Source organism: Mesorhizobium sp. B2-9-1 (assembly GCF_006439455.1).
Taxonomy (GTDB): Bacteria; Pseudomonadota; Alphaproteobacteria; order Rhizobiales; family Rhizobiaceae; genus Mesorhizobium.
In genome coordinates this window covers 24,824-38,618 of record NZ_VFTP01000028.1, presented here as the reverse complement: position 1 = coordinate 38,618, position 13,795 = coordinate 24,824, and the positions used below count along the sequence as shown (strand labels likewise).

The following is a 13,795-nucleotide window of genomic DNA, read 5'->3' as shown; positions in this document are numbered from 1 at the left end:
TGCGAAGCAGCGACGGATTGGGGGAACCACGTGGCAATCAAGCCTCGGCCTGATCAGTCGCGCCAGTCACAGAAGATGTGTGCATAGCGTAGCCAAGTGGGGGAGATGTCCGGCAGGACAGAGGGGGGCGCTGTCCCGCCTGCATCTCAAATTTAGATTAACCGATCAAAGCCTCGACGATCTTCGCCAACTCAACCCCATCACCCACGACCCGCAGCGTCTTCAGTCGCGATGTGCCGCCGGTGACCACCGAAACTGCCGACGCCGGCACACCCAGCGCCTTGGCCATCAGCCGTTCCAATGCTTGATTGGCGGCGCCGTTCTCCGGAACGGCGCGGACGCGGGCCTTGAGGTGACTGCGACCGTCGGCAGCGGTCTCGACACCGTCGATCCGGTCGAGCGCCGCTTTCGGCGTCAGCCGCACGAAGAGATCGATGCCGTTCTCGCGCTGCCGAAACGGCGTGCTCATCAGCCGCCGGTCACGACCCAGGACCAGACGGTGGTGACCAGGAACTGCCGGATGAAGAAGATGATCAGAAGCAGGATGATCGGCGAAATGTCGATGCCGCCGAGATCGGGCATGAAGCGGCGGATCGGGCGCAATGCCGGATCGGTCAGCCGGTAGAGCATGTTGCCGACGCTGCCGACGAACTGGTTGCGCGAGTTGACGACATTGAAGGCGTAGAGCCAGGAAAAGATCGCCGAGGCGATGATGATCCACCAGTAGATATCAAGCGCCATGACGATGGTCTGAATAAGGGCGATCATGCCGGTCTCCAAAATTGTCGCCGACATGTAGCCATTGCTTGGCGTGCGGGCAAGGCCCGCGGGCTTGGCGGGCGGGCAAGGCCCGCCAGTCACGGCCCTCGTCGCCTGCCGGTCTTTCGCCTTGACATGAAACCGCCGCGACCGATACAAGCCCATCCGCTGGAACGGGGCTGTAGCTCAGCTGGGAGAGCGCATCGTTCGCAATGATGAGGTCAGGGGTTCGATCCCCCTCAGCTCCACCAGCCAGCACACGCAAGTGCCTTTCGCGCGCGGTTGCCCTCTTCGCTCAGCATTCTGCGGCTGCCGGATTTTCGGGCCGCGTGCTTGGAACCAATGGTGGGGCAAGACGGTTCAGCTATACTTTTGACGCTGATGTGCCCGGCCGGCTGGGTAAGCGGCGATGCTTGAGGAGGTCCCCATCATGAAGATTTCGTCCAGGTTCCGTTCAGTCGCGGTTGCGGCAATCGCCGCGGCGGGCGTCAGCATAGCCAGCGCCGCGCATGCCGACAGCGGCACGATCCGCTTCTCCGTCTACAAGGCGGCCTTCTTCATCGGCGGCTCCGGCGGCGAAGGCACGCTGACCTTCCATGGCAAACGCTATCCGATCTCGGTCGGCGGCGTCTCGGGCGGCCTCGCCTTCGGCGCGTCCAAGACCTATTTCCAGGGCAGAGTGCGCCATATCCGGCGGGCCAGCGACGTGACGGGCGTTTACGGCGCAGCCGGCGGCGGCGGCGCGCTCGGCAGAGGCGCCCAGGTGATCGTCATGACCAATGACAAGGGCGCCCAGCTCGAGCTCAGCGGCAGGCAGGTCGGCCTGCAGGTCAACGCCGACCTCAGCGGCATGAGCATCGCGCTGAAGAGGTAGGAGCAGCAACGCCTTCCGCTAGTGCGTTTCACCGTTTCACGAAAACGACGAAACGCCCTATCTCTTTGTTTTTTTACGCAATTCCGGACGGAAAACCGCTCACACTTTTCCTGGAATTGCTCTAACTGGATGGGCCGGATTCGCGAAGGTCAGCGGTTCGGACCTTTCCAGTTGCGGCAGGCAGATTCGCTCGCCGGGCGGCTCACTCGATTCCGCTTATCTGGAGACCGCCGGCACCTTGTAGCGGTGCTGGCGCGCGTAAGCCACGCAGGCGTCCACCGTGCTGACACACAGCGCATCGCGGCTGTTCGGCAGGTTATTGTCACCGGCATAGGCCACCTCTGCGACGTGGCCGTTGAGCATGCGTATCTGCGTGTTGCAATAGCCGCCGGGAGCGACATTGACCGACCCGCCGACAGCAGGAATCGCACCCACGGCCAAAGTCGGCACCGCGATACTGAGGTTGCTGCGTTGCACTGTGCGCTGGTAGGTCCAGATCTGGCCGGATGATCCCACATCGGCCATTGCGCTCGGAAAGCCGGCGCACATGCGGACATCGGCCTCGCTGAGACCGACCATCTCCTTGCGGGCAGCGGCCGTGGTGGCGTCGACCTTGGCGATGCTCGACGTATCATCGGGGATGACGCAGGACGACAGGGTGGAGATGCCTGCCGCAACAAAGGCAAGTTTTCGAATATGCAAGGATGTCATGCCGTCGGTCGGAGTTGCGTGCCGCCCCAGCGCCCTCCTGCCTACCTAGGCAATCGGCCAAACGCGTCAACCCGCGGAATGCCGACGCCTTCCGCGCCGATGCGCTCACACCACCCGGAAGTAGCTCGTCATGCCGGTCTTCTGATGCTCGATGATGTGGCAATGCAGCAGCCAGTCGCCGGGATTGTCGGCGACGAAGCCGAGCTGCACCTTCTCGTCGGGCTGGATGAGATAGGTGTCGGAGATTAGCGGCTGCACTGACCTGGTCGATGACGACAGCACCTTGAAGCTCATGCCGTGCAAATGGATAGGGTGCGCATGCGGGGTCAGGTTCTCCATGTCGATGACATAGCTGCGGCCGAGCTTCAGCTCGGCGAGCGGCGCGGTCGGGTCGGGCGTGTCGCCCGGCCACGGCACCTTGTTGATCGCCCAGAAACTGTAGCCGAGCGAGCCGCAAATGCCGTCGGTCGCGACGTTTTCCGCCGTAGCGCTCAGCGCCAGCGGAATCCGCTTGGCGCTTGTCAGGTCCACCTCCGCCACCGGATTGGCTTCAAGCGGGCCGAGATCGCGCAGATCGTGCTTGAGCGATTTGCCGACCGAACGCAGCGTCGCCAGGATTTTCGGCTTGGTGCCTCTGACGTCGCGCAAGCTGACGATCGCGCCCTCCTCGTCGGGCATGCGGATGGCAAGCTCCAGCCGCTGGCCGGGCCCCAGCTGCAAGGCATCGGGGGTAAACCGCTGCGGCACCGGATTGCCGTCGAGCGCGATGACCGTCGCCTCGGCGCCGTCAACGCGGAAGGCATAGATGCGGGTGACGTCGGTGATGGCCGCCCGCAGCCGCACCAGCCCGCCGGCCGGCGCATCGAATTGCGGCTGGTCGAGCCAATTGGCGGTGCGCACCGTGCCGAAGGTGCCGGCCTTGGCCGCGTCGCGCGGCCTGAACGGCTCGATGAACTGGCCGTCGTCGCCAAGCCGCCAGTCGCGCAGGTTGACGACCGTCTCGACATCGAAGACCGGGTCCTTCGGGTTCTCGACCACGATCACGCCGGTCAGGCCGTGACCCATCTGGACCAGCGTGTTGCAATGCGGGTGGTACCAGAAGGTGCCGACGTCGGGCGGCGTGAATTCATAGTCGAAATGGTCGCTCCGATAGACATAGGGCTGCACCAGGAACGGCACGCCGTCCATCTTGTTGGGGACGCGGATGCCATGCCAGTGGATGGTCGTCGGATCGTCGATGCCGTTGATCAGGCGCGCGGCAAACGGCTCGCCCTTTCTCATCCTGACGACCGGCGGCATGCCGGCCTCGCCGTAGGTCAGCACATTCTTCGTCGGCCCACCCTCCATCAGCCGAGCCTCGATGGTGGCTGTTTTCAGGATCAGCGGCTCGGGCTTCGGCGCCGCCCAGCCGGCAAACCTGCCGGCGGCGGAGAGGCCGATACCGGCCGCGCCGGCGGCCGCGGCGCCCTGAAGGAGTTTGCGGCGTGTGAGGGCCAACATTGGAATCCCGAAATAGATGAGTAACTGCGTCAGGCTTTATCACCATTCGCGCAGTTTCCGAAACGGACAGATCGCCGCCCTGCGACCGCGACAGTGGGAGGTCGTGAATGGATATGGGGCGGGAGCGTGGGTTGACGGGAGAAGAGGGCCTCACGTCGATCCGATTGCCTGACGCACAGTTGCGATCGTCCATTCGACAGCGCGGTGATCAATGGTGCCATGCACGGGGGACTGGCCCATCTCCGTCATGATGGCGCAGGCCGAACGATGACCGTCCTTGGCTGTCTGCCAAATCACGATGTCGACGATCGCACCATCGTCGCGCTCGCAGATGCGACGGGCTATGAAACCCGGTTGTTGTTGAATCCAGGCATTGATATCCGCGTTGGCCGCGATGAAATCGTCGATCGCCAGGCCCTCTGCCAGGCGCAGGACAGTCATTTCTATTGCATGGCTCATTTTCTGGCTTCCTGCCTTAGGCTGCGTTGAAATTCAGGTGATGCCGGTCTGCGAACGATCGCCGCGTTGCTTGGCCAGGGTGAGACTCCGAAGACCGAGACCGGTCACTTCCCGGGCCATCTCGATAAATCAAACTCTATTATAATGCATCCAATGCAATAACTGTTCTTTATCGTTTTGAAAGGCATTGTTGGGACCCTGCAACCGCAGGCAGAAAGTTGGTAGGAGTCACGACGATTCAATACATCAATAGGTCGATCCAAGCGCGCTTGCTCGTCCTTTCTGGCCTCTTTTTCGGCATCCTCGCCGGCGCATTGTCGTTTGCGCTGATCAGCATCGAATCCGTCGAGGACATGGCGGAAAGTCTGAACCTCAATTCTCTGCCTGCGGCGCGAATTCTCGATGATGCGAGCGTCCAACTCGCCCATCTCAGGGCTGCGGAAGCCAGGCTGTCGCCCGGTAAGGCCAGCCCGGAGTTCGCGCAAGCTCAGGGACAGCTTCGACAGCTTCGAAACGCTTATTCGACCCTGGACGTTTCCGACGACGAGCGCAGCCTCGCCGGGACCTTCGACAAGGCACTCAAAGCTTATGTTGACGCATACAACGCCTGGACCGCCGACCGGCTTCCGGTGCAAGCCGAACAGGCGGCCGACGCAAGCGAGAGACTTCCCAGGCTCGGCCAGGCAGCCACGAGCGCACTCAGCGCCCTGAAGAGCGCAGCTGTGGCCCAGGCGAAGAGCAATGCCGACGCAGCCGAGAAGACAGCCGAAATCACTCTCGACCTCATGGTCGGCCTTGGTGCGATCGGACTCATTCTCACGGCAGGGATCATCTGGCACCTCAAGAAACGCCTGTCCGACCCGCTTGTCTCGATCACGCGCGGCTTGGCAAGCCTCGCAGGCGGCAGAACAGATATCGCCGTCCCCGAATTCGACCGCGCCGACGAAATCGGTGCGCTGGCGAAGGCTTTTCAAGTGTTTCGCGAGTCCACGATGGCGCGGCAGCGTGCGGAGGCGTCGCTGGCGGAGCAGAATCATCGCTTCGATGCCGCCTTGGTGAACCTGCCGCACGGGATGTGCATGTTCGACGCGCAGGAGCGCCTGATCCTCTGCAATGCTCAATATAGTCGCATGTACAATCTGCCAGCCGATCTGATCGCGCCTGGCACGCCGCTTGATCGCATTCTCGACTACCGGGCTTCCGTCGGCAACGGACCGGCCGATCCGGCGACCTATTTCGACGTGGTGGTGCTGGCGCAATCCAAGGGCACGATCGCGAGCACCAAGATAGACATGACCGATGGCCGAACTATCAGGATCACGCACAATCCCATGACCGATGGAGGCTATGTCGCGACGCATGAGGACGTGACCGAGAGCGTCAGGGCAGAGGCGAAAATCGCGCATATGGCGGGTCACGACGCGCTTACGGGTCTTCCCAATCGTTACCTGCTTCACGAGAAGATCGCAGAGAGCCTAGCCCGTGCGGCGTACAACGAACAGGTGGCCGTCCTTTGCCTCGACCTCGATCAGTTCAAGATCGTCAACGATACGCTCGGCCATCCGATCGGCGACCTGCTCTTGAAAGCGGTCGCGGACCGTCTGCGTGGCTGCGTGCCCGAAGCGGATATCCTTGCGCGCCTCGGCGGCGATGAGTTCGTCATTGTTCAGGCCAGCACCGGCTGGCCGGAGCAGATAGAGGCGCTCGCCCGCAATATCACCGACAACGTGAGCCAGCCATTCGATCTCGATGGTCATCAAGTCGTGGTCAGCACGAGTATTGGCGTTGCCCTCGGTCCGGACGATGCAGCAGACGCGGACCGTCTCCTCAAGAATGCGGACATGGCGCTGTACCGGGCCAAAGCGGACGGCCGGGGCACCTACCGCTTCTTTGAAGCGGAGATGGATGCCCGCGCACAGCAGCGCCGGCAGCTCGAGTTGGATCTGAGGCGTGGCTTGGTCAGCAACGAATTCCGGCTTTACTACCAGCCTGTCGTCGACACTCAGACCCGGAAGATCATCGGCTTTGAGGCGCTTTTGCGATGGATGCACCCGGATCGCGGCATCGTCTCGCCGGCGGAATTCATTCCCTTGGCAGAAGAAATCGGCGCAATCATTCCGTTGGGAGAATGGGTGATCCGTCAGGCCTGTGCCGATGCGGCTACATGGTCCAAGGATGTCAAAGTAGCCGTCAACCTGTCGGCGGTTCAGTTCAAGAGCCGCACCCTCGTGCACAAGGTGGCGTCCGCATTGGCGGATTCTGGCCTCTCGCCGCAAAGGCTGGAGATGGAGATTACCGAATCCGTACTGCTCGCCAACAGCGAGGCGACGCTTGCCGCCCTGTACGACCTGAAGCGCCTGGGAGTGCGGATCGCCATGGACGATTTCGGAACGGGATATTCGTCGCTGAGCTACTTGCGTTCCTTCCCGTTCGACAAGATCAAAATCGACCGCTCATTCGTCATGGAGCTGGGAACCAGGGATGGCGCGTCCGCGATCGTCAGGACGGTCGCAAATCTTGGCGCCAGCCTCGGCATGATCACGACCGCCGAAGGTGTTGAAACCGCCGAGCAGTTCGCGCAGGTGCGCGAGGAGGGCTGCACTGAGGTTCAGGGCTACTATTTCAGCCCGCCGCGGCCAGCTGGCGAAGTCATGGAGATGCTCGAACGAGAGCTTGCCTCTGCCGCCTGAGAAGCCGCTAGCATTGTCACGGGAATCTGCAGGAGGCGCGAATCCGTTGGACCAGGCATCTGCTACGAGCAAGCACTGATTCGCGTTGACGGTGCGTGCGCTGCCGCCGGCGGGGCCGATCCTGCGTCGTTCTCTCCGGTCGACTGCCTTGGAAGCGATACGCTCACAGGTCCGGTGGCCTTCAATTGCGCAGGCTGAAGACGAAGGGCGCGGTGCGGGTGACGCGGGCACCGAGCTCCGCCGGCGGCGCCGGCACCGAGGCGCCCTGCAGCGCGCCAAGCGCCGCACGATCGAGATCGCCATCGCCCGAGGATCGCGCCAGCCGGGCCGCGACGACCCTGCCGGCGGTGTCGACCGTGAAGGTCACGCTCGGCGTCCCCTCGGCCCGCCTGGAGCGCGCCGCGCTCGGATAGCGGGTGTGCCGCCTAATCCACGCCGCCAGGCTGGAATTCCAGCGCGACGGGCCGACGCTCGAGCGCGGCGCCGCATCGGAGGACCGGGGCGCTGCCGCCTTCGCCACCGCCTTGGCGTCGATGCTGGCGGTGGTCGTCACCTTTGGCGGTGGCGCCTTTTCGTTTTTCACCCGTTCTTTCGGCCTTTCGACCGGTTTCTTCTTCTCGGCGTGCTTCTTGGGCTCGACCCGCTTTTGCGCCTTCACCTGCGCTTCCACAGGTTTCGGTTGCGGCAGCGGAATGACGACGTCCGGCGCGATCGCCTCGACAGGGTCGGCCACGACCTCGTCCAGCGGCGGCTGCTCGCTCAGCGCGGCAACGGCCTGTTCCGCGGGAGCGGCCTGTTTGGCCTCCTGCGTGTCGTCGGTATCGAGTGGCTGTTCAGTGACCGGCTCGGCCTGTTTCGCCACCGGCGCCGGGTCGGTCACCGGTTTCACGTCGATGGGCTTTTCCGTCTCCTCCGCCGCATCGGGCGGCTCCGGTGTCACCGCGTCCAGCATTGCCGTCTCTTCCAGCACGGCGGGGGCGATGGCCAGCGGCGCCATCTCGACCGCCAGCGCCGGCGGCGGGCCGCCATCCTGCATCTCGGCGAAGCTCAGATTCTGCACCGCATAGGCAACCGCCACATGCGCGGCCAGAATGACCGCGGCGGCACTCGTCCACAGGCCGGCCTCACGCGCGCCGAAGCGCGGCCGGGACATGCGGGAAAGCGCGGCGACCGTCATGGCGCCGGGCTTCCAGCCCGCGCCGGGGCAGGGTTCGCGCCGGTCGCAGGTATTCCGGGCGCGGCTTGCCCGCCGGAGCTGCCCGCGGTTTCAAGTCCGACCAGCGCCACCTTGAGATAGCCGGCGCTACGCAGCAGGTTCATCACCTCCATCAGGTCGCCATAGCCGACCGTCCTGTCGGCGCGCAGGAAGATGCGTGTCTGCTTGTCGCCGTTGGTGCGGCTGTCGAGCACAGCGGCAAACGCCGGGCGGGGCACGCTGTCATTGCCGATCGCGAGCGTCAGGTCGCTTTTCAGCGTCAGGAACAAAGGTGTCTCGGGCCGCGGCGCCGGCGTCGCTGTCGATCCGGGCAGGTCGACATCGACGTCGACCGTGGCGAGCGGTGCGGCGACCATGAAGATGATCAGGAGCACCAGGATGACATCGATGAACGGCGTGACATTGATGTCGTAGCTTTCCCCGAGATCGTCGCCGGAGGTCTCGCGAATGCGCGCCGCCATCGCCGCTACTCCGCCGCCATCGCCGTTGCCGGCGGCACGGTGCGGAAATCGAGGTCGCGGCTGACCAGCCGCTCGACGCCCGCGGAGGCGTCGGCGAGGATCTGCCTGTAGCCGGCTATCGAACGCGCGAAGACGTTGTAGATGACGACTGCCGGAATGGCTGCGACAAGGCCCATCGCTGTGGCAAGCAGCGCCTCGGCGATGCCCGGTGCCACCACGGCGAGGTTGGTGGTCTGCGCCTGCGAGATGCCGATGAAGGCGTTCATGATGCCCCAGACGGTGCCGAACAGGCCGACGAAGGGCGCCGTCGAGCCGATGGTGGCGAGCAGGCCGGTGCCGCGCGACATGCGCCGCGCCGCCGTCGCCTCGATGCGTGCAAGCCTGGAGGCGACGCGTTCCTTCAGGCCGTCGCCGGAAGCATGGTCGAGCGCGCCGGCCGAAAGCGCCCGTTCTTCTTCCGCCGCCCGCACCAGCAGCGCGCCCGGGCCGCCGCTGTGGCCAAGCTCCCGGCCGGCCTGCATCAATGTCGCGGCGTTGCCGATCGCATCGGCGGCGCGGCGGGCCCTCAGCTTGCCGCCAAAGACCTCCAGCGACTTGGCGAGCCAGATCGTCCAGGTGACGAGGGAAGCGAAGGCCAGCCCGACCATGACTGCCTTCACGACGATGTCGGCATCTATGAACATGCCCCATGGCGACAGGTCATGCGGCAGCGTCAGCGAGATGGAAGGCGCTTCGCCGGCTACGCTGTTCGCAGCTGGCTGGAGGCCCGGTTCCACCGACGTCGGAGCGGGCGTCTGGGCCGCCGGTGCTTGCGGGGCTGGGGCGGCCGGCGCCTGGTCGACTGGTGCAGGCGTCGCCGATCGTACCTGCGCTGCGGCGACACCGGCCGAAAGAATGAGCGACGCGGCCAGCGCCGCCAAGAGACTGTTTCGGGACAAGGGCTCGTCCTCGCTTCATCATTGCAATGCGGCGGCCGTCATACAGACAGGTGCAGGGCGAGCCGCGCCGGTTGACTATGAAACATGAGTTTGCGAGTCAACTATAAAGATGACTATGCTGCTCCACAATTCATAATGTGCCCATGCCCGCTGAGCACGCTGCGGGCCTGGACCGCAGGGCGGTTGCCGGGCACGATGCGCGTAGAGCAAGAAGAGCAGGCGGCCGATGATCAAGGCGATACCCTTCGACTTTCCCTATGACGGCAGGCTGGAGCCGCAGCATACGGCGCTGCTGGCGATCGACCTGCAGGAGGATTTCCTCTCGCCGACCGGCTATTTCGCCAGGAAGGGCTACGATCCGTCGCCGCTGCGAGCCATCCTGCCGGCGGTCAACCGGCTGATTGGCACGGCCCGCGCCGCAGGCCTCACCATCATCCACACAAGGCAAGGCTATCGCGCCGACATGGCCGACATGACGCCTTACGAAAGATGGCGCCGCAAGCGGGCGGGGCTCGACGGCACCGATGTCCTGCTGCGCTCCGGCCCGGGTTTCCAGATCGTTTCCGACATCGAGGTCGCGCCTGGAGACATCATCATCGACAAGACCTGCAACAGCGCCTTCACCTACACGGATCTGGAGCTCATTTTGCGGGCGCGCGGCATCACGCATCTGATGTTCACCGGCTGCACCACGGATGTGTGCGTGCACACCACATTGCGCGAGGCCTGCGACCGCAACTTCCAGTGCCTGACGATTGCGGACGCCTGCGCGAGCGGCGACAGGTATGCGCATGAAGCCGCGCTGCATATGGTGACGGTCGAGGACGGCGTCTTCGGCGCGCTGGCCGACTCGGCGGCCGTCATCAGCGCGCTATCACGGCTCGCGGGTGTGGCGAGCTGAGGATTTCGGGATCGCGCGGATCGCCGGGTTCCGGCCAGCCGATATCCTTGCGGATGTCGAGCGGCAGCATATAGAGCGCCCGCGCTGCCCGATAGCGGGCACGGGTCGCGGTGTATTCGGTCGCGATGCGAGCGATGGATGACAGGATCGACATTTGCTTCTCCCTTGGTTGATGCCGGGGTCGCAGCCCGGCACTCACCAAGACGAAACGGCGATCGCTGTTGGAACGGCGAGGACAAATTTTTCTGAACTCACAGGCGGGCGGCCGCTCGATAGGTCAATGGCAGCGTCCGAAACGCGAACTTGATTGATTGCCGAAAAAACTTTTGCATGCGCCGTTCCGTTTTCGGTTCGGGCTTCGTCTTGAGGGTCGTAACGGGTGCGGGAGCCAAGACGGCCTCCGCCATCAGGACAAACGGAGCCAAGCCATGTCGACCACAGTGACCTTGATCAACGTCTTCACCGCGAAGCCGGGCAAGCAGCAGGAACTCGCCAACACGCTTGCCGAGGGCACGAGGAGTTTCTTCAGCAAGCAGCCTGGCTCGCTGTCGTCATCCGTGGTGATCGGCGTCGACGGCAGCAAGGTGGCCAACATCTCGCAATGGCGTTCGGCGGATGACATCGCGGCCTTCCGCGGCGATCCCCGCTTCGGCGAATACATGAAGAGCGTCGTTGAGTTGGCGGCCGGCGAGACCATGATGGGCCACACGACCTATTCCCATACGGGCGGGGTGGAGAACTGAAGCAATTCCAGGAAAAGTGTGAAACGGTTAGGTTCGGCGCCTTCGCCGACCTTCCGTCCGGAATTGCGTCAAACAAAGAGGTAGAGCACGCGTGACCGGTTCGCACGATCAGTCCGTTGCGGCGACCGAAACCAGGCTTCGCGCCTTCGAGCGCGATGCCGCCTTGCTGAGAGCCAAGCTGCACCGCTACGCGTCGCGCATGGTCGGATCTGTCATCGATGGCGAAGACATCGTCCAGGAGGCTTTGGCAAAGGGCTTCGTGGCGATCAGGAATGGCGACATGCCCGACAAGACCGAGCCTTGGCTGTTTCGCATCGCGCATAACGCCGCCCTCGATTTCCTGCGCAAGCGCGCCCGCTTGCGGGGGCGCGAGAGCGAGGTCGAGCTCGACACGATCGCCGACCAGAACTCGGAGTTGGATGCCCGAATTGCCGCCGAGGCGAGCCTGGCCGAGCTGATGCAACTGCCGCCGGCGCAACGATGCACGGTCGTGTTGAAGGATGTGCTTGGACACAGCCTGGAAGAGATCGGCGAAATCCTCGAAACTTCCGAGACCGCGATCAAAGGCGCGCTGCAGCGGGGTCGCGAGAGCCTGCGCAAGCTGGCCGCCGCGCCGCGGATCGCGCCGTCCCGCCCGGCGCTCGACCAACAGGACATGCGGCGCCTCGGCGATTATGTGGCCGCCTTCAACGCCAGGGACTTCGATGCCTTGCGCGGCCTGCTGGCCGAGGACGTCAAGCTGGAGCTGGTCAACCGCCTGCGCGCCGACGGCAAGGAATATGTCGGCAATTATTTCGGCCGCTACGCCGACGAGACGCATTGGCATTTCACGGCCGGCCTCGTCGAGGGCCGGCCCGCCATCCTGGTCACCAGCCCGGAGCGTCCGGACGGACCGCCGCGCTACTTCATCCTCATCGATTGGGAGAACGGCCGGATCGCCGGCATCCGCGACTTCCTGTTCGCGGATTACGTGATGGACGGCCTGGATTACTCCGACGCGGAGCGACCTTAGTCTAGGACGCGCAGTGTTGCACAAAGGGGTGCGAGGCAAACGCACCCGGCTGCGGGACCTCGGCCTCGCGTCGCGCCAGCGAATTCGCGACCAGCGTGATCGTCTCGCGCCCGATGCGGGCGATCTCGCCCAGGCGGTCGATGCCGCCGATCATGAACTCCTCGATGCCGAGCGCCGCATAGGGCAACAGCGCCAAGGCGAGCCGCGCCGGCGGCCCGGCAATCTCGACCGCCTTGTGATCCGAGGCGCCCGCCCAGCCGTCCGGGCGGATGCGCACCGGAAGCGCGAAGCGCAGCCTGCCGCCGCGGCCGTGCTCGGCGGCGGCGCTGCGCGCGCGCTCCATCAATTGCCTTACCTCGTCGGGCGAACCGGCGGCCAGCTCGAAGACATCGGCATGCTTGCCGGCGACCTTCAGCGCGGTGCCCGACTGGCCGCCGAGCCGGATGACGAGATCGGCGCCGTGCGGACCCTTGCGCGGCACGAAGCCGCCGCGCACGCTGTAGAAGGCGCCCTCATGGTCGAAGGGCCTGTCGTTCGACCACAGGCGCTTCAGCAACACCAGATATTCGTCGATGCGCTGCCACACCACGCTGTGGCCGTCCGGCCGCGCCTCGGCATCGCTGTCTTCAAGCGGCTCGCTCAGCATGCGAAGCGACAGACGCCCGCCGCCTCTGCGGTCGAGCGCCGCGAGCTGCTTTGCCGCCACCGTCGGCTCGATAACACCGGCCCAATGCGTCAGCACCACCTCCAGCGGGCCGGTGCGGTCGAGCGTTTGCGCGGCGATGTCCATATTGGTGAGCAGGCCGGCAGGGTCGTCCACCATCAGCTTGCGAAAACCGGAATCCTCGATCAGCGACAATTTGGTCGCCGTCTCGGCGAAATCGTAGAAGAAGCTGCCATTGGCAGGCTTGCCTGGGACATGCGTGAACTCGATCGGCATTGCCATCTCCTCCATCACGTTGGGCCGCCCCGCCCGAACCCCTGAGTCAAATCCATCTCGTCGGCGCGCAACAGCGCGCCGGCCTTCTTCAGCTCCGATTACTCAACTCAGATTTTTTTGGACGGCGGGGCCTTTGGTTTTACGCAATTCCGGGCGGAAAACAGATCGCACTTTCCTGGAATTGCTCTGGCCCCGGCTCAGTCAGGGGATGATCCCGAAAACGACGGCGCCGGTGAACACGAAGGCAAGCGCAAAGACGAGGTAGGCGAACGTGCCGCCATAGGCGGGCCTCCAGCTCTGGTCGGCGGCAAGCCTTTGGCCTTTGCGTTGGGCGTTCTGAATGTAGGACATGGTCGATCCTCCGTCGCGACCATTAATCTATAAAAATAGTAGACTTTGTCGATTGTTATTTTTGGGCGGTTTTTGGAACGAGATTTCTACACGAGGGCAATTCCTGGTTTTTCATACTCATCGCCGGCGCGGTTTGGATGGTTTTCGGAACAGGCGCGATTTGGCCAAGGCAGCTCGAACCGAGCGCTCCGGAGCGTTCGCAGGCAAACCTCCAATCGCTCGGGCAGCCTTAGCCGCCTC

16 protein-coding genes and 1 tRNA gene are annotated in these 13,795 nt (G+C 64.1%); 6 read left to right on the top strand and 11 right to left on the bottom strand.

Features of this window, described 5'->3' with window-relative positions:
- Positions 1-157 precede the first annotated feature (157 nt).
- Both FJW05_RS26730 and FJW05_RS26725 read right to left on the bottom strand, forming a co-directional pair.
- Positions 158-469, bottom strand: coding sequence for a DUF167 family protein (locus tag FJW05_RS26730; protein WP_140637015.1), 312 nt, complete (start codon positions 467-469; stop codon positions 158-160).
- A complete protein-coding gene (locus FJW05_RS26725; protein ID WP_135888880.1) occupies positions 469-768 on the bottom strand; it encodes a YggT family protein in 300 nt (99 codons plus the stop codon). Before FJW05_RS26725 ends, FJW05_RS26730 begins: the two co-directional genes overlap by 1 nt.
- Before the next feature lie 166 nt (positions 769-934).
- Between FJW05_RS26725 and FJW05_RS26720 the strand changes: the two genes are divergently transcribed.
- Both FJW05_RS26720 and FJW05_RS26715 read left to right on the top strand, forming a co-directional pair.
- Positions 935-1,010, top strand: a tRNA-Ala gene (locus tag FJW05_RS26720).
- 179 nt (positions 1,011-1,189) lie between these two features.
- Positions 1,190-1,633: a hypothetical protein gene (locus FJW05_RS26715; RefSeq protein ID WP_140637013.1), complete on the top strand. Its 444-nt coding sequence runs from the start codon at positions 1,190-1,192 to the stop codon at positions 1,631-1,633.
- Between the two features lie 216 nt (positions 1,634-1,849).
- Here the strand turns inward: FJW05_RS26715 and FJW05_RS26710 are convergent, their stop codons facing one another.
- The 3 genes from FJW05_RS26710 to FJW05_RS26700 form a co-directional block, all read right to left on the bottom strand.
- Positions 1,850-2,344, bottom strand: a complete 495-nt coding sequence (locus FJW05_RS26710; RefSeq protein ID WP_140637011.1) for a hypothetical protein — start codon at positions 2,342-2,344, stop codon at positions 1,850-1,852.
- Positions 2,345-2,449: 105 nt separating this feature from the next.
- Positions 2,450-3,844 (bottom strand): multicopper oxidase family protein, encoded by a 1,395-nt coding sequence (locus FJW05_RS26705; RefSeq protein WP_140637009.1) that lies wholly within the window; start codon positions 3,842-3,844, stop codon positions 2,450-2,452.
- Positions 3,845-3,994: 150 nt separating this feature from the next.
- Positions 3,995-4,303 carry a hypothetical protein gene (locus tag FJW05_RS26700; RefSeq protein WP_140637007.1) on the bottom strand — a complete coding sequence of 103 codons (309 nt, stop codon included), beginning with the start codon at positions 4,301-4,303 and terminating at the stop codon, positions 3,995-3,997.
- Between the two features lie 218 nt (positions 4,304-4,521).
- On the opposite strand from FJW05_RS26700, the gene FJW05_RS26695 reads away from it, so the two are divergent.
- Positions 4,522-6,993, top strand: a complete 2,472-nt coding sequence (locus FJW05_RS26695; protein ID WP_140637005.1) for an EAL domain-containing protein — start codon at positions 4,522-4,524, stop codon at positions 6,991-6,993.
- A gap of 181 nt (positions 6,994-7,174) precedes the next feature.
- On the opposite strand, the gene FJW05_RS26690 is transcribed toward FJW05_RS26695, so the two are convergent.
- From FJW05_RS26690 to exbB, 3 genes are read right to left on the bottom strand one after another with little or no spacing between them, the layout of a single operon-like run.
- Positions 7,175-8,170 (bottom strand): energy transducer TonB, encoded by a 996-nt coding sequence (locus tag FJW05_RS26690; RefSeq protein ID WP_140637003.1) that lies wholly within the window; start codon positions 8,168-8,170, stop codon positions 7,175-7,177.
- Positions 8,167-8,670, bottom strand: coding sequence for a TonB system transport protein ExbD (gene exbD / locus FJW05_RS26685; protein ID WP_140637001.1), 504 nt, complete (start codon positions 8,668-8,670; stop codon positions 8,167-8,169). The genes FJW05_RS26690 and exbD overlap by 4 nt, the downstream gene beginning before the upstream one ends.
- 5 nt (positions 8,671-8,675) lie before the next feature.
- Positions 8,676-9,608: a tonB-system energizer ExbB gene (exbB, locus tag FJW05_RS26680; protein WP_140636999.1), complete on the bottom strand. Its 933-nt coding sequence runs from the start codon at positions 9,606-9,608 to the stop codon at positions 8,676-8,678.
- Between the two features lie 226 nt (positions 9,609-9,834).
- Between exbB and FJW05_RS26675 the strand changes: the two genes are divergently transcribed.
- Positions 9,835-10,509: an isochorismatase family cysteine hydrolase gene (locus FJW05_RS26675; protein WP_140636997.1), complete on the top strand. Its 675-nt coding sequence runs from the start codon at positions 9,835-9,837 to the stop codon at positions 10,507-10,509.
- Here FJW05_RS26675 and FJW05_RS26670 read toward each other — a convergent pair.
- The gene (locus tag FJW05_RS26670; protein ID WP_140636995.1) at positions 10,472-10,663 is read right to left on the bottom strand and encodes a hypothetical protein; all 192 of its coding nucleotides are present in this window, start codon (positions 10,661-10,663) and stop codon (positions 10,472-10,474) included. The genes FJW05_RS26675 and FJW05_RS26670 overlap by 38 nt on opposite strands.
- A 274-nt stretch (positions 10,664-10,937) precedes the next feature.
- Between FJW05_RS26670 and FJW05_RS26665 the strand changes: the two genes are divergently transcribed.
- Positions 10,938-11,252 carry an antibiotic biosynthesis monooxygenase gene (locus FJW05_RS26665; RefSeq protein WP_140636993.1) on the top strand — a complete coding sequence of 105 codons (315 nt, stop codon included), beginning with the start codon at positions 10,938-10,940 and terminating at the stop codon, positions 11,250-11,252.
- A gap of 91 nt (positions 11,253-11,343) precedes the next feature.
- Entirely contained in the window at positions 11,344-12,264 is a 921-nt protein-coding gene (locus FJW05_RS26660; protein WP_246673641.1) for a sigma-70 family RNA polymerase sigma factor, read from the top strand.
- A 1-nt stretch (position 12,265) separates the two neighbouring features.
- Here the strand turns inward: FJW05_RS26660 and FJW05_RS26655 are convergent, their stop codons facing one another.
- Together FJW05_RS26655 and FJW05_RS26650 are read right to left on the bottom strand one after the other, a co-directional pair.
- A complete protein-coding gene (locus FJW05_RS26655) occupies positions 12,266-13,204 on the bottom strand; it encodes an LLM class flavin-dependent oxidoreductase (protein WP_140636991.1) in 939 nt (312 codons plus the stop codon).
- A gap of 201 nt (positions 13,205-13,405) precedes the next feature.
- The gene (locus tag FJW05_RS26650; protein ID WP_140544253.1) at positions 13,406-13,555 is read right to left on the bottom strand and encodes a hypothetical protein; all 150 of its coding nucleotides are present in this window, start codon (positions 13,553-13,555) and stop codon (positions 13,406-13,408) included.
- Positions 13,556-13,795: the final 240 nt, after the last annotated feature.

What these genes read in the sequence shown, in the direction of transcription:
- FJW05_RS26730 (WP_140637015.1), bottom strand. Translation starts at nt 469, where the DNA reads ATGAGCACGCCGTTTCGGCAGCGCGAGAACGGCATCGATCTCTTCGTG.
- FJW05_RS26725 (WP_135888880.1), bottom strand. Translation starts at nt 768, where the DNA reads ATGATCGCCCTTATTCAGACCATCGTCATGGCGCTTGATATCTACTGG.
- FJW05_RS26715 (WP_140637013.1), top strand. Translation starts at nt 1,190, where the DNA reads ATGAAGATTTCGTCCAGGTTCCGTTCAGTCGCGGTTGCGGCAATCGCC.
- FJW05_RS26710 (WP_140637011.1), bottom strand. Translation starts at nt 2,344, where the DNA reads ATGACATCCTTGCATATTCGAAAACTTGCCTTTGTTGCGGCAGGCATC.
- FJW05_RS26705 (WP_140637009.1), bottom strand. Translation starts at nt 3,844, where the DNA reads ATGTTGGCCCTCACACGCCGCAAACTCCTTCAGGGCGCCGCGGCCGCC.
- FJW05_RS26700 (WP_140637007.1), bottom strand. Translation starts at nt 4,303, where the DNA reads ATGAGCCATGCAATAGAAATGACTGTCCTGCGCCTGGCAGAGGGCCTG.
- FJW05_RS26690 (WP_140637003.1), bottom strand. Translation starts at nt 8,170, where the DNA reads ATGACGGTCGCCGCGCTTTCCCGCATGTCCCGGCCGCGCTTCGGCGCG.
- exbD (WP_140637001.1), bottom strand. Translation starts at nt 8,670, where the DNA reads ATGGCGGCGCGCATTCGCGAGACCTCCGGCGACGATCTCGGGGAAAGC.
- FJW05_RS26675 (WP_140636997.1), top strand. Translation starts at nt 9,835, where the DNA reads ATGATCAAGGCGATACCCTTCGACTTTCCCTATGACGGCAGGCTGGAG.
- FJW05_RS26670 (WP_140636995.1), bottom strand. Translation starts at nt 10,663, where the DNA reads ATGTCGATCCTGTCATCCATCGCTCGCATCGCGACCGAATACACCGCG.
- FJW05_RS26665 (WP_140636993.1), top strand. Translation starts at nt 10,938, where the DNA reads ATGTCGACCACAGTGACCTTGATCAACGTCTTCACCGCGAAGCCGGGC.
- FJW05_RS26655 (WP_140636991.1), bottom strand. Translation starts at nt 13,204, where the DNA reads ATGCCGATCGAGTTCACGCATGTCCCAGGCAAGCCTGCCAATGGCAGC.
- FJW05_RS26650 (WP_140544253.1), bottom strand. Translation starts at nt 13,555, where the DNA reads ATGTCCTACATTCAGAACGCCCAACGCAAAGGCCAAAGGCTTGCCGCC.